Source organism: Klebsiella terrigena (assembly GCF_012029655.1).
GTDB classification, from domain to species: Bacteria; Pseudomonadota; Gammaproteobacteria; order Enterobacterales; family Enterobacteriaceae; genus Klebsiella; species Klebsiella terrigena.
On the sequence record NZ_CP050508.1, the window covers coordinates 4,929,356 to 4,944,533 of the forward strand.

General features: G+C 59.9%; 17 protein-coding genes. 12 read left to right on the forward strand and 5 right to left on the reverse strand.

From position 1 onward, the window contains the following. Positions 1-421: 421 nt before the first annotated feature. On the reverse strand, positions 422-586 hold the full coding sequence (locus tag HCK03_RS23140) for a DUF1127 domain-containing protein (protein ID WP_071844881.1): 165 nt from the start codon (positions 584-586) through the stop codon (positions 422-424). Between the two features lie 177 nt (positions 587-763). Here HCK03_RS23140 and HCK03_RS23145 point away from each other — a divergent pair, with 177 nt between their 5' ends. After that, a complete protein-coding gene (locus HCK03_RS23145; RefSeq protein ID WP_115193643.1) occupies positions 764-2,176 on the forward strand; it encodes an aminotransferase-like domain-containing protein in 1,413 nt (470 codons plus the stop codon). Positions 2,177-2,290: 114 nt separating this feature from the next. Here the strand turns inward: HCK03_RS23145 and HCK03_RS23150 are convergent, their stop codons facing one another. The 4 genes from HCK03_RS23150 to HCK03_RS23165 form a co-directional block, all read right to left on the reverse strand. Continuing rightward, on the reverse strand, positions 2,291-2,593 hold the full coding sequence (locus tag HCK03_RS23150) for a BrnA antitoxin family protein (RefSeq protein ID WP_148251187.1): 303 nt from the start codon (positions 2,591-2,593) through the stop codon (positions 2,291-2,293). Continuing rightward, complete coding sequence (locus HCK03_RS23155; RefSeq protein ID WP_123552783.1) at positions 2,580-2,867, reverse strand: BrnT family toxin; 288 nt, start codon at positions 2,865-2,867, stop codon at positions 2,580-2,582. Before HCK03_RS23155 ends, HCK03_RS23150 begins: the two co-directional genes overlap by 14 nt. 117 nt (positions 2,868-2,984) lie before the next feature. Further along, complete coding sequence (locus tag HCK03_RS23160) at positions 2,985-3,404, reverse strand: FosA family fosfomycin resistance glutathione transferase (protein WP_115193646.1); 420 nt, start codon at positions 3,402-3,404, stop codon at positions 2,985-2,987. Between the two features lie 3 nt (positions 3,405-3,407). Next, complete coding sequence (locus tag HCK03_RS23165; protein WP_167692242.1) at positions 3,408-4,307, reverse strand: LysR family transcriptional regulator; 900 nt, start codon at positions 4,305-4,307, stop codon at positions 3,408-3,410. An 87-nt stretch (positions 4,308-4,394) separates the two neighbouring features. On the opposite strand from HCK03_RS23165, the gene HCK03_RS23170 reads away from it, so the two are divergent. The 11 genes from HCK03_RS23170 to cutC all read left to right on the forward strand — a co-directional run bounded on the left by HCK03_RS23170 (position 4,395) and on the right by cutC (position 15,093). Beyond that, positions 4,395-5,177, forward strand: coding sequence for an NAD(P)H-dependent oxidoreductase (locus HCK03_RS23170; RefSeq protein WP_167692243.1), 783 nt, complete (start codon positions 4,395-4,397; stop codon positions 5,175-5,177). A gap of 146 nt (positions 5,178-5,323) precedes the next feature. Further along, positions 5,324-5,902, forward strand: coding sequence for a TetR/AcrR family transcriptional regulator (locus tag HCK03_RS23175; RefSeq protein ID WP_041143880.1), 579 nt, complete (start codon positions 5,324-5,326; stop codon positions 5,900-5,902). A 44-nt stretch (positions 5,903-5,946) separates the two neighbouring features. Continuing rightward, positions 5,947-6,762, forward strand: a complete 816-nt coding sequence (locus tag HCK03_RS23180; RefSeq protein ID WP_167692244.1) for a winged helix-turn-helix domain-containing protein — start codon at positions 5,947-5,949, stop codon at positions 6,760-6,762. Continuing rightward, complete coding sequence (locus HCK03_RS23185; protein WP_041143878.1) at positions 6,759-7,277, forward strand: FidL-like protein; 519 nt, start codon at positions 6,759-6,761, stop codon at positions 7,275-7,277. The genes HCK03_RS23180 and HCK03_RS23185 overlap by 4 nt, the downstream gene beginning before the upstream one ends. Positions 7,278-7,702: 425 nt before the next feature. Then, positions 7,703-7,981, forward strand: a complete 279-nt coding sequence (locus HCK03_RS23190; protein ID WP_010634659.1) for a BMC domain-containing protein — start codon at positions 7,703-7,705, stop codon at positions 7,979-7,981. 16 nt (positions 7,982-7,997) lie between these two features. Next, positions 7,998-8,282, forward strand: a complete 285-nt coding sequence (locus HCK03_RS23195; RefSeq protein ID WP_041143877.1) for a BMC domain-containing protein — start codon at positions 7,998-8,000, stop codon at positions 8,280-8,282. 14 nt (positions 8,283-8,296) lie between these two features. Continuing rightward, positions 8,297-8,575: a BMC domain-containing protein gene (locus HCK03_RS23200; protein ID WP_015585230.1), complete on the forward strand. Its 279-nt coding sequence runs from the start codon at positions 8,297-8,299 to the stop codon at positions 8,573-8,575. 53 nt (positions 8,576-8,628) lie between these two features. After that, entirely contained in the window at positions 8,629-10,227 is a 1,599-nt protein-coding gene (locus HCK03_RS23205) for an acetaldehyde dehydrogenase (acetylating) (protein WP_135185247.1), read from the forward strand. A gap of 26 nt (positions 10,228-10,253) precedes the next feature. Further along, positions 10,254-10,511 carry a EutN/CcmL family microcompartment protein gene (locus HCK03_RS23210; RefSeq protein ID WP_041143876.1) on the forward strand — a complete coding sequence of 86 codons (258 nt, stop codon included), beginning with the start codon at positions 10,254-10,256 and terminating at the stop codon, positions 10,509-10,511. A gap of 15 nt (positions 10,512-10,526) precedes the next feature. Beyond that, positions 10,527-11,681, forward strand: coding sequence for a 1-propanol dehydrogenase PduQ (locus HCK03_RS23215; protein WP_041143875.1), 1,155 nt, complete (start codon positions 10,527-10,529; stop codon positions 11,679-11,681). Positions 11,682-11,706: 25 nt separating this feature from the next. Next, positions 11,707-15,093, forward strand: a complete 3,387-nt coding sequence (gene cutC / locus HCK03_RS23220; protein WP_115193652.1) for a choline trimethylamine-lyase — start codon at positions 11,707-11,709, stop codon at positions 15,091-15,093. Positions 15,094-15,178: the final 85 nt, after the last annotated feature.

A 15,178-nucleotide genomic window follows, 5' to 3' on the forward strand; every position in this document is an offset into this window, starting at 1 on the left:
TTGTTGGCGCGGGCAGTTTGAACGCGGACAGCGCGGAGAAACCGGAACGTACAGTTAGTACGTAAGGAGTGACTCGCTACGCTCACCCTCCGGGCCGCCCTGAAGGGCGTGCAAAATACTTTCGTATTTTGTCGAGCACAGCCCGGGTTCAAAATGACAAGCAGAATAGCCCTGGTGGCCAGGCTTGTCGCTGTGAGGAAAATAATACTTATCAGGGTAAGTATCAAGAAACGAAGGGAGAAGAAGCATTAATTGATAAATACGGTGAATGTAACCATCCCGAGTGACGCCAGCTTCCCGCCCACGCCGGGCCAGGCCAGGCAGACTGCTGGCCTCGACGGGGACAGCTCGCAGCCTGCGGGGAGCAGGCCGGTCGCCCGGACAGCACGCTTGCGCCGCAGTCCGGGGACAAGCGCATTTTTTAATTGAGCTGATCCCGCCGCAGCCCGACGTCTTTCAGCTGTTCGTCGCTCATTCGCTGCAAAACCCGGCGCGTTTGCCGGCGCAGCCACCATTTTTTGATCGCTCTGCCCGCCAGGACAAACCCAATAAACGGCTGTCTTACGCGGTTCTCATGAAATTCCATACTCCACCTCCTCACCTTGCCAGAGGCTTTATCTTCGCGGATCCGAGGGTAAACAATACAGATTCAAAAAACTCTTTTCTTTAACATACAGATTGGCTAAAACAGTATCTGCGTGGGATTTTCACCGCCCATCTGTACTGGTTTATCAATCTGTATGGCGACAATAAGGGATACAGCATGACGCGTTACCAACATCTGGCCAGCCTGCTGGCGGAGCGTATTGAGCAAGGGCTGTATCGCCACGGAGAGAAGCTGCCTTCGGTTCGCAGCCTGAGTCAGGAGCACGGGGTGAGCATCAGCACCGTGCAGCAGGCCTATCAGACGCTTGAACAGCAGCAGATGATCGTCCCCCAGCCGCGTTCCGGCTACTTTGTCGCCCCGCGTAAAGCCCAGCCGCCGGTACCGCCAATGTCGCGCCCGGTCCAGCGCCCGGTGGAAATCACCCAGTGGGATCAGGTGCTGACCATGCTCGACGCGCGCAATGATAAAAGCATTATTCCCTTCGGCGGCGGCTCGCCTGACGTCACCCAGCCGAGCCTGAAGCCCATCTGGCGCGAGCTGAGCCGGGTTATCCAGCATAATCTCAGCGAGGTGCTGAACTACGACGAGCTGGCCGGACGCCGCGAGCTGCGCGAACAAATCGCCCGCCTGATGCTCGACGGTGGCTCGGTGCTCACCGCCGACGATCTGATCATCACCAGCGGCTGCCACAGCGCGCTATCGCTGGCGCTGCTCTCGGTATGCCAGCCCGGCGATATCGTCGCCGTCGAATCTCCGTCCTATTACGGCACCATGCAGCTGCTGCGCGGTTTGGGGCTCAAGGCCATTGAGATCCCCACCGATCCGGACAGCGGGATCAGCGTCGAAGCCCTGGAGCTGGCGCTGGAGCAGTGGCCGATCAAGGGCGTTATCCTGGTGCCGAACTGCAATAACCCGCAGGGCTTTATCATGCCTGACGCCCGCAAGCGCGCGGTGCTGACTCTTGCCCAGCGCCACGATATCGTCATTTTCGAAGATGATATTTATGGCGAGCTGGCCACCGACTACCCGCGCCCGCGCACCATTCATTCATGGGATATCGACGGCCGGGTGATGCTCTGCAGCTCGTTTACCAAAACTATCGCACCGGGTCTGCGCATCGGCTGGATCGCGCCGGGCCGCTACTACGATCGCCTGCTGCAGATGAAATACGCCGCCAGCGGCACCAACGTGCCCTCAACCCAGCTGGCTGCCTGTAACTTTATCCGTGAAGGCCACTACCACCGCCACCTGCGGCGGATGCGGCAGATCTACCAGCGCAATATGGAAATTTACACCTGCTGGCTGCGGGAATACTTCCCGTGCGGCATCTGCGTTACCCGGCCGAAGGGCGGCTATATGCTGTGGGTCGAACTGCCGGAGCACGTCGATATGGTCTGCGTCGCGAAGCAGCTGTGCCAGCTGAAAATCCAGGTCGCGCCGGGCTCGCTGTTTTCAGCCTCAGGTAAATACCGCAACTGCTTAAGGATCAACTGCGCCCTGCCGCCAATCGATAAGCACCGGGAGGTGATGGTGAAGCTGGGGGACGCGGTGAAGGCGGCGATGGAGTGAGTATCTGCCCCGTCGGCGCTATCCTTCGGGGTGCGGGCCGGTAGTCCGAACAAGGCATGGCAAGCACCTCGGCCGGGATCTTATCATTCACCGGTAGCGATATGGATGCACGTCTTATTTCTCGCTCAGATCGCGAATCATCGCTTCTCTTAGAATCGCGTTCAGCCGGGTTTGATAGCCTTTTCCCGGGCGCTTAAGCCACTCCATCACATCAGCGTCGATGCGGACAGAGGCCTGGGTTTTCAACGGTCGGTAGAATTTACCGCGCACCGCGTCCGGCCACTGTTCATCACCTGAAGCGGGGATATCGCTGTAATCAATTTCGCCATCCGCTTTCTTCGCCAGCGCTCTGAGTTCGTCTTCACGCTGAGCGCTAAGCCCGGCCGGATTGTCGCGCTTGTATTTAACTGTGCTCATAACGACTCCTCTCTTTGCCGTCCGCCTTCCGGGCGCTGATGATACGAATCACTTCAGCCCCGCTTTCAAAGCGGACCGAATGCACCACAAGAATAACGATAATTCCATGAACGAGGCCGATGGTTTGCCATCGATGCTCACCGTTTTCATAACGATCCTGGTGGGAAAGATGCTGCGGATCGTCAAAAACCAGTACCGCCTCCTCGAACCGAATTCCATGTTTTCTTAGATTGCTTGCTGCCTTGTTTGCATCCCATTCAAACTCCACTGGCATAGCATTTATCCCGATTGTATATACAAAAACGTATAGACAATTATCAGGCAAGTATACGATCAATGTTGGAAAAAGCCTCACATTTCCAGGGGCTGTTTTGTAAAGGTTATGCCCTATTCACTCGTCGAAAAATACCATCCCTTTATACGGCTGTTCGCGACACGCCGCCAGGCGCTGGGCGAGGCTGCCGACGTGCAGCTCCAGCTTGTGCCCGTCGGGGTCGAGAAAGTAGTGCGACGCCCCTTCGCTGCGGTTCACTTTCCACACCGCCACGCCGGCCGTTTCCAGCCGCGCGCTGAGCCCGGCGAAATCGGCTTCGGCGACGCTAAACGCGTAGTGGGTGTAGTCGCTCTCCTCCGGTGGAGTAATGCGCCGCTGCGGATCGAGGGACAGGCACAGCCACAGGTCGCCGCAGGAGAGATAGGCGCCGCTATCCCATCGCGCGTGCAGCCTCATTCCCAGCAGCTGCTGATAAAACGCCACGCTCGGCGCCAGGCTGCTGACCGCCAGGGTCAGGTGATTCAATCCGCTTAACATGGCTTAATCCTCCAGTGAACTCACAATTTGCTGGCGCAGCCAGCGGTGCGCCGGGTCGCGATGCCAGCGCTCGTGCCACAGCATCAGCATATCAAACCCGGCAATTGCCAGCGGCGGTTCGATAACCGTCAGCCCGTTTATCCCGCGCAGCAGCCGCTCCGGCAGCATGGCGACCAGATCGCTGCTGCGCAGCGTTTCCAGCATAAACAGGAAATGTGGCACCGAGAGGACAACCCGCCGCGAAAGCCCAAGGTTGGCCAGCGCGATATCGGTCGCGGCGCTGAAGCCGCCGCCGTCCGGAGAGACCATAACCTGATCCAGCAGGCAAAACTGCGCCAGGTTCAACGACGCCGTTAGCGCCGGATGCCCCGCCCTGCCCGCCAGCACGTAGCGCTCGCTGAACAGCAGCCGCTGATGCAGCTCCGCCGGGGCGCCGTCGCGGGTATGAAAGAAGAGATCGACCTCGTCGCGCTCCGCCTGCTGTACCAGGCGCGAAGGCTGGAGATCGAAGACCGCCATCCGGCTCGACGGAGACGCGCGACGCAGGATATTCAGCGCCGGCAGCAGGATTGCCGAGGCCATATAGTCCGTCGCCGCTATTCGCCAGGTCTGCGCCGCCGTCAGCGGGTCGAAGCTGTCGGCGGGAGCGACAGCCAGCTCCAGCGCCTGCAGGGCATCACGCAATGGCCCGCGTAGCGCATCGGCGCGGGCGGTGGGCAGCATCCCGCGCGGACCGGGCAGCAGCAGCGGGTCGGCAAAAATTTCCCGCAGGCGCGCCAGCTGGATGCTGACCGACGGCTGCGACAGGTTCAGCCGCTGCGCCGCTCGGGTGACGTTATTCTCGCTCAGCAGCACGTCGAGGGTGCGCAGCAGGTTGAGATCCAGACGATGTAAATTAATCACGGCTATACCTGGGATTTAAGTAATTAATTTCTACTATAGCGGCCAGCCGCCTACTCTGCAGCTCTCCATGACTCAGAGGTGATTCTCATGAAAGTACTGCTGATTTACGCCCATCCGCAACCGCGCTCCCTGAACGGCACGCTAAAAGATTTTGCCGTCCAGCATCTGCACAATGCCGGCCACGAGGTGCAGGTTTCCGATCTCTACGCCATGCGCTGGAAAGCGGGCTTTGATGCTGACGACAGCAGCGCCCCGCCGGTCGGCGAGTTCTGGCGCTCGACCCTCGATTCAAAGCAGGCCTTTGAACAGGGAACCCAAAGCGCGGATATTGTTGCAGAACAGGAGAAGCTGCTGTGGGCGGATACGGTGATTTTCCAGTTTCCGCTGTGGTGGTTCTCGATGCCCGCCATTATGAAAGGCTGGATTGACCGGGTTTACGCCAATGGTTTTGCCTACGGCATCGGGGAGCAAAGCGACCGCCACTGGGGCGACCGCTACGGCGAAGGCACCCTGGCAGGCAAACGGGCGATGCTGGTTGTCACCACCGGCGGCTGGGAGGAGCACTACGCCCCGCGCGGCATTAACGGACCGATTAACGATATCCTGTTTCCGATCCAGCACGGGATGCTGTTTTATCCCGGCTTTGAGGTGCTGCCACCGCTGGTGTTCTACCGCACCGAGAAAACGGACGAGCAGCGCTTTATGCAGCAGTGCCGCGAACTGGGGCAGCGGCTGGATACGCTGGCGAGCACCGCGCCAATCCCGTTCCGCCGGCAAAATTACGGCGACTATCTGATCCCCTCCCTGACGCTGCGCCCGGAGCTGTCACCGGGACAGAGTGGCTTTGCGGTACACCAGCACGACGCGTAATCTGCGGTGGTGATATCTCTGGCAAAGAGTATATCGCCATCATTTATATGACGAATTGTGAGCCTCCGCGCAATAACGGCATTCCACCGCCGCCCACTCCCCCGCACATTGATAGCGATCAAGAATAATCATACCGTCTGGTCGGTATGATTCAGGCCATGAACATGGAAGCCCAACACCGAAAAAAAGACCCCGTCCGCCTGCATCAGCAGCTGCTGGAATCCGCGGCGATGATTGCCGGCAGAGACGGTATCGCCTCGCTGTCGCTAAACGCCGTGGCGCGCGAAGCCGGGGTGAGCAAAGGCGGTCTTTTGCACCACTTCCCCAACAAGCAGGCGCTGATTTTTGCCCTCTTCGCCCGCCTGCTGGCGATTATGGAAGAAGCGATTTCGGCACTGATGGCCGCCGACAATATCTCTTATGGCCGCTTTACCCGCGCCTATCTGCACTATTTATCCGACCTGACCGATACCCATGAAAGTCGGCAGCTGATGGTGCTGTCGCTGGCGATGCCGGATGAGCCGGTGCTGCGAAAATGCTGGCGCGACTGGATGCTGGATCACCTCGCGCAGGGCGATGCGCTGGACAACGGCCACACCGGCACCCTGGTACGCTACGCGGCGGACGGCATCTGGCTATCGGAGTTAACCGAGGGGCGCACCATGAGCGCCGAACACCGGCGGTCGCTGGTCAGCGATCTGACGAGGATGACGCTTCCCGCGTGAAGCACGTTGAGCCTGATAAGTCAGGCGATTAGATTGAGGCCGCGATGCGCTACAACATCAATGGCCGTCTCATTTATGATGCAACGGACGGCACACTAATCCTACCGGGAAGCGATGAGGCGGACAGCCAGCTGTCGATCACCGCCAGCGCGCTGCTGTGGTTTTTCCTGCGTCATCCGGAGATTGTTAGCCGCGATGAGGTGCTCAAAAAGGTCTGGGACGACAACGGATTAACCTCCTCGAACAGCAACCTCAATCAGTACCTGAGCATGCTGCGTAAAACCTTCCGCCACTATGAGATAGACAATATCATCGTCACCGTCTCGCGCGGGCTGCTGCAGCTGAACCCGGAAATCACCGTTCATCCGCTGGACGCCCCCGTGCCGCCGGAGCCGCAGGTGGAACCGCCGCCGTCGTCTCCGTCCGAGGAGCCGGACGCCGAATCCCCGGCGACGCGGCAGAGCCCGAAACCAACCCGGCACGCGCGCGGCACCTGCTGGTATATCGCCGGCGTCTGCCTGCTGACCATCGCCCTGCTGCTGGTGCTTTTCAGCTTCTTCGGCAGCAGTGAATCACGCCCCATTACCCTGACGCAGATGACCCACAGCCAGTGCGAACTGCTGGCCAGCGATGAGATGCTGCGCTCCGTGGCCGGCACCGCCTACGGCAAAAACTTTGACGCCGTGCGCCAGCGGCTGAAGCTGGAGTGCAAACCCGGCGAACGTTTTGTCTTCTTCTACGGCGATCGGCTGGAGACCAACGGTCTCGGCCGCGTCTTCCTCGCCCACTGCGCGATGCATGAAGACAACCCCTTCAGCTATTGCGACAACTATTTCTACTACTCCTGGAAACCGCAATGAGACTCGCACCCCGGCCTTTTTTCGCCCTCTCAGCCCTGGCGTTTATCACCGCTGCCGGGCTCAGCGCCTGGAAGCTGCTGCCGGCGGAAAACGACGGGGTGATGAGCTGCTCGACCAAAGCCATCATGCGCTTTGAAAACATGGATAAAGAGAACGTTAACGGCAATATTCACTTCAATTTTGCCGCCCACGGCAAAGGCTCAATGGTCGTTGAAGGCTATACCGATTCCGCCGCCGGCTGGCTCTACCTGCAGCGCTACGTTAAATTCAGCTACACCAGTAAACGCATCTCCTCAACCGAGCGCCACTACCGCATCAGCCGGTGGGAATCCAGCGCCTCATCGATCGACGAATCCCCTGACGTCATCTTCGCCTACTTTATGCGCGAGATGTCCGACAGCCACGACGGGCTGTTTCTCAACGCCCAGAAGCTCAACGAGAAGGCGATTCTGCTCAGCTCGATCAATTCGCCGCTCTACGTTTGTACCCTCAAGTCCGGCAGCAAGCTCGACTGACGGCCTGCCACGCCCGTGCCAGCCCCATCCCATTTTTTTCCCGCGCCGTCTCATGCTGTAAAACCGCACTTTTTGCGTTTAGCTCCCGGCGGAAAACATGACCATAACCACACTTAAGCGATGGGTATATTACCCGACCCCAGCATTAAATTAGCAACCCGTTAACATTTACCGCGGCCCGCCAGGATGGCGAAAAACGCGCCGCATCCGCAGCCAATTCCATCGCCCCACCTCAGCATAAAGAGATAAATGCAGGCCCTTCAAACGCTAAATCACAGAGTAAAAAACTAAAAACGTAACTCTCACGGATTTAAATTTCACTTAACCCGCCATTCCCTATAGTGAACCTCGAACGCCGCTACCGCGTGTTGACGCCGTTACGCGGACGGTTTTCCCGAATCACAAACCTGTCTGGAGGAACAACCATGGGTGATGCATTGGGGCTTATTGAAACCAAAGGCCTGGTGGCCTGCATTGAAGCAGCGGATGCGATGTGCAAATCCGCCAACGTCGAGCTGATTAGCTATGAAAACATCGGCTCCGGGCTGGTCACCGTGATGGTGAAGGGCGACGTCGGCGCGGTGAAAGCGGCGGTGGATTCCGGCGTGGAATCGGCGCAGCGCATCGGCGAGGTAGTGACCTCGCTGGTTATCGCGCGTCCGCATAACGACATCAACAAAATTGTTATTAAACACAAGGCTTAAGGCCAGGAGAACGCAAATGGGTGATGCATTAGGTCTGATTGAAACCAAAGGTCTGGTGGCCTGTATCGAGGCGGCGGACGCAATGTGTAAAGCCGCCAACGTCGAGCTGATTGGCTATGAAAACGTCGGCTCCGGGCTGGTCACCGCGATGGTGAAAGGCGACGTCGGCGCGGTGAAAGCGGCGGTGGATTCCGGCGTGGAATCGGCGCAGCGCATCGGGGAAGTGGTGACCTCGCTGGTTATCGCGCGTCCACATAACGACATCAACAAAATCGTCGCACATTACAAAGTCGCGGAATAACGGGAGACAACATGATGAAAGAAGCGCTTGGTCTGATCGAAACCAAAGGTCTGGTGGCCTGTATTGAAGCCGCCGATGCGATGTGTAAAGCCGCCAACGTCGAACTGATTGGCTATGAAAACGTCGGCTCCGGGCTGGTCACCGCGATGGTGAAAGGCGACGTCGGCGCGGTGAACGCGGCGGTGGACTCCGGTGTGGAAGCGGCGAAACGCATCGGCGAAGTCGTCACCTCTCGCGTCATTGCGCGACCGCATAACGATATCGAGAAAATCGCGTCGCAGCACAAAGCATGACCTGACAGGGCGCGCCCCGTCTCCACTCTTTTCGTCTGATGAAGGATAGACTCATGATTGAACTGGATAACGATTTGCAGTCCCGCCAGAACGCGCGGGAACTGGTGCGCAGCGCCAAAAAGGCCCAGGCGATTCTGGCCACCTTTTCGCAGCAGCAAATCGACGCCATCGTGAAAAACGTGGCCCAGGAAGCGGCGCACCACGCCGAAGTGCTGGCGAAAATGGCCTCGGAAGAGACCGGATTTGGCAACTGGCAGGATAAGGTGCTGAAGAACCGTTTTGCCTCGCTGCGCGTCTACGACGCCATCAAAGATATGAAGACCGTCGGCATCATTCATGACGATCCGCTAAAAAAAGTGATGGACGTGGGCGTGCCGCTGGGGGTGATTTGTGCGCTGGTCCCCTCAACCAACCCGACCTCAACCGTAATCTATAAAACGCTGATTGCCCTCAAAGCTGGCAACGCGATTATCTTTTCCCCGCATCCCGGCGCGCGCGAGTGCAGCTGGAAAGCGATAGAGATCGTTAAGCGCGCCGCCGAAGCCGCAGGCGCCCCGGCGGGAAGCGTCAGCGCTATCACCCAGTTGACCCTCGAAGCCACCTCCGAACTGATGCACAGCAAAGAGGTCTCGCTGATCCTCGCCACCGGCGGCGAAGGCATGGTGCGCGCGGCCTATGCTTCCGGCACCCCGACCATCAGCGGCGGCCCGGGTAACGGCCCGGCGTTTATCGAACGCAGCGCCGATATCCACCACGCGGTGAAAGATATCATCACCAGCAAAACCTTCGATAACGGAGTGATTTGCGCCTCCGAGCAGTCGATCATCGTCGAACGCTGCATTTACGACGAAGTACATCGCGAGCTGGAAGCCCAGGGCGCGTACTTTATGAACGAGGGCGAAGCGGCAAAAATGGCGGCCCTGCTGCTGCGCGCCAACGGCACCATCAACCCGAAAGTGGTCGGCAAAACCGCGCTCTATCTGAGCCAGATGGCCGGTTTCAGCGTTCCGGCCAGCACCCGGGTGCTGATCGCCGAGCAAACCACCGTCTCGCACAAAAACCCCTATTCTCGCGAAAAGCTGTGTCCGGTACTCGGCCTGTACGTGGAAGAGGACTGGAAGGCGGCCTGCAATCGGGTGGTGGAGTTGCTGACCAACGAAGGCCTCGGCCACACCCTGGTGATCCACACCCGTAACCAGGACGTCATCCGCCAGTTCTGCCTCGAAAAACCGGTTAACCGCATTCTGATCAACACCCCGGCGGCGCTGGGCGGCATCGGGGCAACCACCAATATCACCCCGGCATTAACCCTCGGCTGCGGCGCCGTAGGCGGCGGTTCCAGCTCCGATAACGTCGGGCCAATGAACCTGCTCAACATCCGCAGGGTCGGCTACGGCGTGCGCTCCATTGATGAACTGCGCGCCCCGGGCAGCCGCCCTGAACCGCAGCCCACCCTCGTTGCCCCGGTCGATAACCCGCATCGCAGCATTGTTGACGACCAGCGCTTCACCGCCCCTGCCGCCGCCGCGACCCTTAGCGCAACGGCAGACGATCGTTTTGCGGTCCGCGCCGCCGTCGAGGCGGAAGGTGACATCAGCGAGCAAAACGTGGAGCGCGTTATCCGCCAGGTGCTGGAGCGCCTCGGTAAGTAATGCATTGAGATAAGGCGATAAAAACAATGATTCTCGCAAAGGTAGTCGGACATGTCGTCGCCACGCAGAAATGCGCTGAGCTACGCGGCAGCAACCTGCTGTTAATCGCCAGGTTAGACGATGAACAGCGGCCAATGAAGGACCAGACCTGGGTCGCCGTCGATAGCGTCGGCGCAGGCATGCACGACATCGTGCTGGCTGAAGAGTATTTCGCGCTCAACCGGGACCGCTATAAGGCCATGTCGGTGGTTGCCATTGTCGAGAACGTGTTTCGGGACGCTTAAGGAGTGAATAGTCCAATGAGTGAATTTTTGCTGAAACCCCGGATCCGCTTTGGTCAGGACGCGCTTGCGGTCCTGAGCGAGCTTCCCGCCCGCAGCGTCCTGCTGGTCACCGATAAGGCGATGGTGAAATTTGGCCTCGCCGATCGCGTGACCCGAGTCCTGCAGCAGCGCGGCATCACCTTCCAGGTCTGGGACGACGTGGTGGCTGACCCGGATATCGCCACCGTCGTGCGCGGTATGAAGCTGATGGACAGCCGCTATCCGGATCTGGTTATCGCCCTCGGCGGCGGTTCGGTGATTGATGCCGCCAAAGCGGTTATCTTCGCCCTGGCGCAAACCCGTCCGGACGCCCGCCGCGAGCGCCCCTGCTTCGTGGCGATCCCCACCACCAGCGGTACCGGCTCGGAAGTGACCGCTTTTTCGGTGGTGAAAGCCGGCGCCGAAAAGCTGGTGCTGGTGGACCCGTCGCTGCTGCCGGATATCGCCATTCTCGATCCGGCGCTGGTGGCCTCGGTGCCGCCGGCGATCACCGCCGATACCGGGATGGACGTGCTTTGCCACGCGCTGGAAGCCTACGTCTCTCTCAATGCCAGCGACTTTTCCGACGCGCTGGCGGAAAAAGTGGTGCAGCAGGTGTTTCGCTACCTGCCGACCTGCTGGCGCAGCGGCGACAACCTGCTGGCACGGGAAAAGATGCATAACGCCTCCTGCATGGCGGGAATGGCCTTCACTAACGCCTCGCTCGGCGTGACCCATAGCCTCGCCCACGCGCTTGGCGGCGTCTTCCGCGTCCCGCACGGCCGCGCCAACGCGCTGCTGATGGCGGAAGTCGTGGCGTGGAACGCCGATTATCAGGGGCGGTGCGATACCGACGCCGCGCGCAAATACGCTCGCCTGGCTCATCTGCTGGATCTGCCGGCCGCCTGCCCCCGCGAGGGCGTCGCCAGCCTGCTGATCGCCATTCAGGCATTAAAAGATGAAATGACCATGCCGGCCGGCATCCGCGATACCGGCGTCGACGCCGCTGATTTTGACCGGCGGCTGGCGGAAATGGTCGGCCAGGCGCTGCGCGATGGCTGTACCCCAACCAACCCGCGCGTACCGGATGCCCACGCTTTAACCGAACTCTATCGCCGGGCGTGGACCGGCGGCGCCGTTCAGGGCCACTGATAACAAGAACTGGAGAACCTTACCCATGGCACACTACAGCTTAACGCCGCGCGTCAACGTGCTGGCAAAACGTTTACTCTCACAAAAAAGCACCCTGTGCACCGAACATGCCACGACGCTCAACGCCCTTGATGGCGATATCGCGGGCGTCCCTGCCGCCGTTAAACCGGCGCGCCGCTTCTACGAACTGATGCGCCAGCTGCCGGTGTGCATCAGCGCCGACGAGCTGATCGTCGGCAACCAGACCCGCAAACCGCACGGCGCCATCTTTCACGATGAAAGCGCGGCCCATCGCCCGTCGGCGTTCCAGTTTCTCAATCTGAACGGCGACCTCGATTCCCCGGACTATAAGCTGGTCATCGAGAAAGGCGTGCTGGCGATAAAACACCAGCTCGAAGAGAAAACCCGCAGTCTGGGCAGCGCCGTCAGCCGCAGCGGCATGGATGAAGTCAACGGCTGCCGCGCGGCGATTTACGCCTGCGACGGGCTGCTGACGCTGGCACAAAATCTGGCTAACAGCGCGGAGACCCTGGCCGCCGGCGAAGGCAACGCTTATCGCCAGAGCGAGCTGCGCGACAGCGCCGCCATCCTGCACCAGGTTCCGGCCCACCCGGCGCGCAATTTTAAAGAAGCCTGCCAGGCCTTTTATCTGTTCCAGCTCGCGCTGCAGCTCGATAACGGCAGCTATGCGGTGAACCCGGAAGGCGCCGATAAGGCCCTGCTGCCGTGGTACCAGCGCGATATCGATAGCGGCGCCCTGACGCCCCAGCAGGCCTATGAGATCGTCGAATGCCTGTGGTTCAAGCTGGCGGAGCTGAGCGAAGTCCGCGCCGCCTGCGCCATTGACGGCTACCCGATGTTTGACGCCCTGCTGCACGGCGCGAGCCTTGAGAACGCCAATATCAATGCGCTCTCTGCGATGTTCCTCAGCGCCCAGCACAACCTCAGCGCGCTGAACCTGCCGGTGCGCCTGTTCCGCGGCGCGCAGCAGATCTCCGCCGCCCCGTTCGCCGCCTGCGCCGATACCCCGGCGATGGAAGGCCTGACCCCGCGCATGCAGCGCCTGCGTAACCACTACCTGACCGTGCGCCCGAGCGTCTCCATCTACCGCGCGCTGGCCTTTACCGAAGTGGTCAAAGCCAACCCGGGCATGCCGACCATTCTGCTGCGCGCCAAAGCGTTCCGCCACGCCTGCGAAACCGCGCCGATCCTGATTCAGGATGACGAGCTGATCGTCGGCCATCCGTGCGGCAAGCCGCGCGCGGGCGCCTTCTCGCCGGATATCGCCTGGCGCTGGGTGCGCGACGAGCTCGACACCATGAGCACCCGCCCGCAGGATCCGTTTGAGATCAGCGAAGAAGATAAAAAAACCATCCGCGAGGAGATCGTCCCGTTCTGGGAAGGCCGTTCGCTGGATGAGATTTGCGAAGCGCAATATCGCGAAGCCGGCGTCTGGGCGTTCAGCGGTGAGACCTTCGTCAGCGACCTCTCCTATCACCAGATCAACGGCGGGGGCGATACCTGTCCGGGCTACGACGTTCTGCTGTTCACCAAAGGGATGAACGGCATTAAGGCCGATGCCCAGGCCCGCCTCGAGCAGCTGAGCATGGAGAACCCGGAAGATATCGACCGCATTTACTACTACAAGGCGGCGATCGAAACCTGTGAAGGCGTCATTAACTACTCCCACCGCATCGCCGCCCACGCCCGGGAGCTGGCGGCAAGGGAGCAAAACGCCCAGCGTCGCGCCGAGCTGCTGACCATCGCCGAGGTTAACCAGAACGTGCCGGCCAACCCGCCGAAAACCCTGCAGGAAGCGCTGCAGAGCATCTGGACCGTGGAGTCGCTGTTCGAAGTCGAAGAGAACCAGACCGGCCTCTCCCTCGGCCGCGTTGACCAGTACTGCTACCCGATGTTTGAGGCCGATATTCGCGAAGGGCGCCTGACCCACGACGCTGCGCTGGAGATGATGCAGGCCTTTATTATCAAGTGCGCCGAGCTGATGTGGATGTCCAGCGAGCTGGGGGCGAAATATTTCGCCGGCTATCAGCCGTTTATCAACCTGACCGTCGGCGGCCAGAAGCGTACCGGCGGCGACGCCTGCAACGATCTTACCTATCTGATTATGGACGCCGTGCGCTTCGTGAAGGTTTACCAACCGTCGCTGGCCTGCCGCATTCACAACCAGTCGCCGCAGAAGTACATGGAAAAAATCGTCGACGTGGTGAAGGCGGGTATGGGCTTCCCGGCCTGCCACTTCGATGACTCCCATATCAAGATGATGCTGCGTAAAGGCTTCGATTTTGAAGACGCCCGCGACTACTGCCTGATGGGCTGCGTCGAGCCGCAGAAATCGGGCCGCATCTACCAGTGGACCTCCACCGGCTACACCCAGTGGCCCATCGCCATCGAGTTCGTGCTGAACCGCGGCCGGATGGTGCTGTTCGATAGCTATCAGGGGCTGGATACCGGCGACCTGCGCGACCTACACACCTTCGAAGCCTTCGACGCGGCGGTGAAAAAACAGATTGCCCATATCGTGCGCCTGTCGGCAATCGGCACGGTGATCAGCCAGCGCGTGCACCGCGACGTGGCGCCGAAGCCGCTGATGTCGCTGCTGGTGGAAGGCTGCATGGAGAGCGGTAAAGACGTGGCGGCCGGCGGCGCGATGGTCAACCACGGGCCGGGGCTGATCTTCTCGGGCCTGGCGACCTACGTCGACTCCCTCGCCGCGATCCGCAAGCTGGTATATGAAGATAAAAAATATACCCTCGAGCAGATCCGCGATGCGATGCTGGCGAACTTTGTAGGCTTCGAAGGGCTGCGCCGCGACTGCCTGAACGCGCCGAAGTACGGCAACGACGATAACTACGTTGACCAGTACGCGCTGGATATCACCGAATGGACCGAGCGCGAGTGCCGTAAATACCAGATGCTCTACTCCACCCTCAGCCACGGCACCCTGTCGATCTCCAACAACACGCCGATCGGCGAGCTGACCAACGCCACGCCGAACGGTCGCCTGGCGTGGATGCCGCTCTCGGACGGTATCAGCCCGACGCAGGGCGCCGATAAGCAGGGTCCGACGGCGATAATCAAGTCGGTCAGCAAGATGAACGTGGAGACCATGAACATCGGTATGGTGCACAACTTCAAATTCCTCAAAGGGTTGCTGGATACGCCGGAAGGACGCCATGGCCTGATCACGCTGCTGCGTACCGCATCGATTCTCGGCAACGGCCAGATGCAGTTCAGCTACGTCGATAACGAAGTGCTGAAAAAAGCGCAGCAGGAGCCGGAAAAATACCGCGACCTGATCGTCCGCGTGGCGGGCTACAGCGCCTACTTCGTCGAGCTGTGCAAAGAAGTTCAGGACGAAATCATCAGCCGTACGGTGATTGAAAAGTTCTAATTTAAAGACATTTTCCCCCAGCAATGTCGAGTTGTAGAAAAGCGGTACGCCCGTACATCCCAGGCGCATAGATAGCGATGTGACT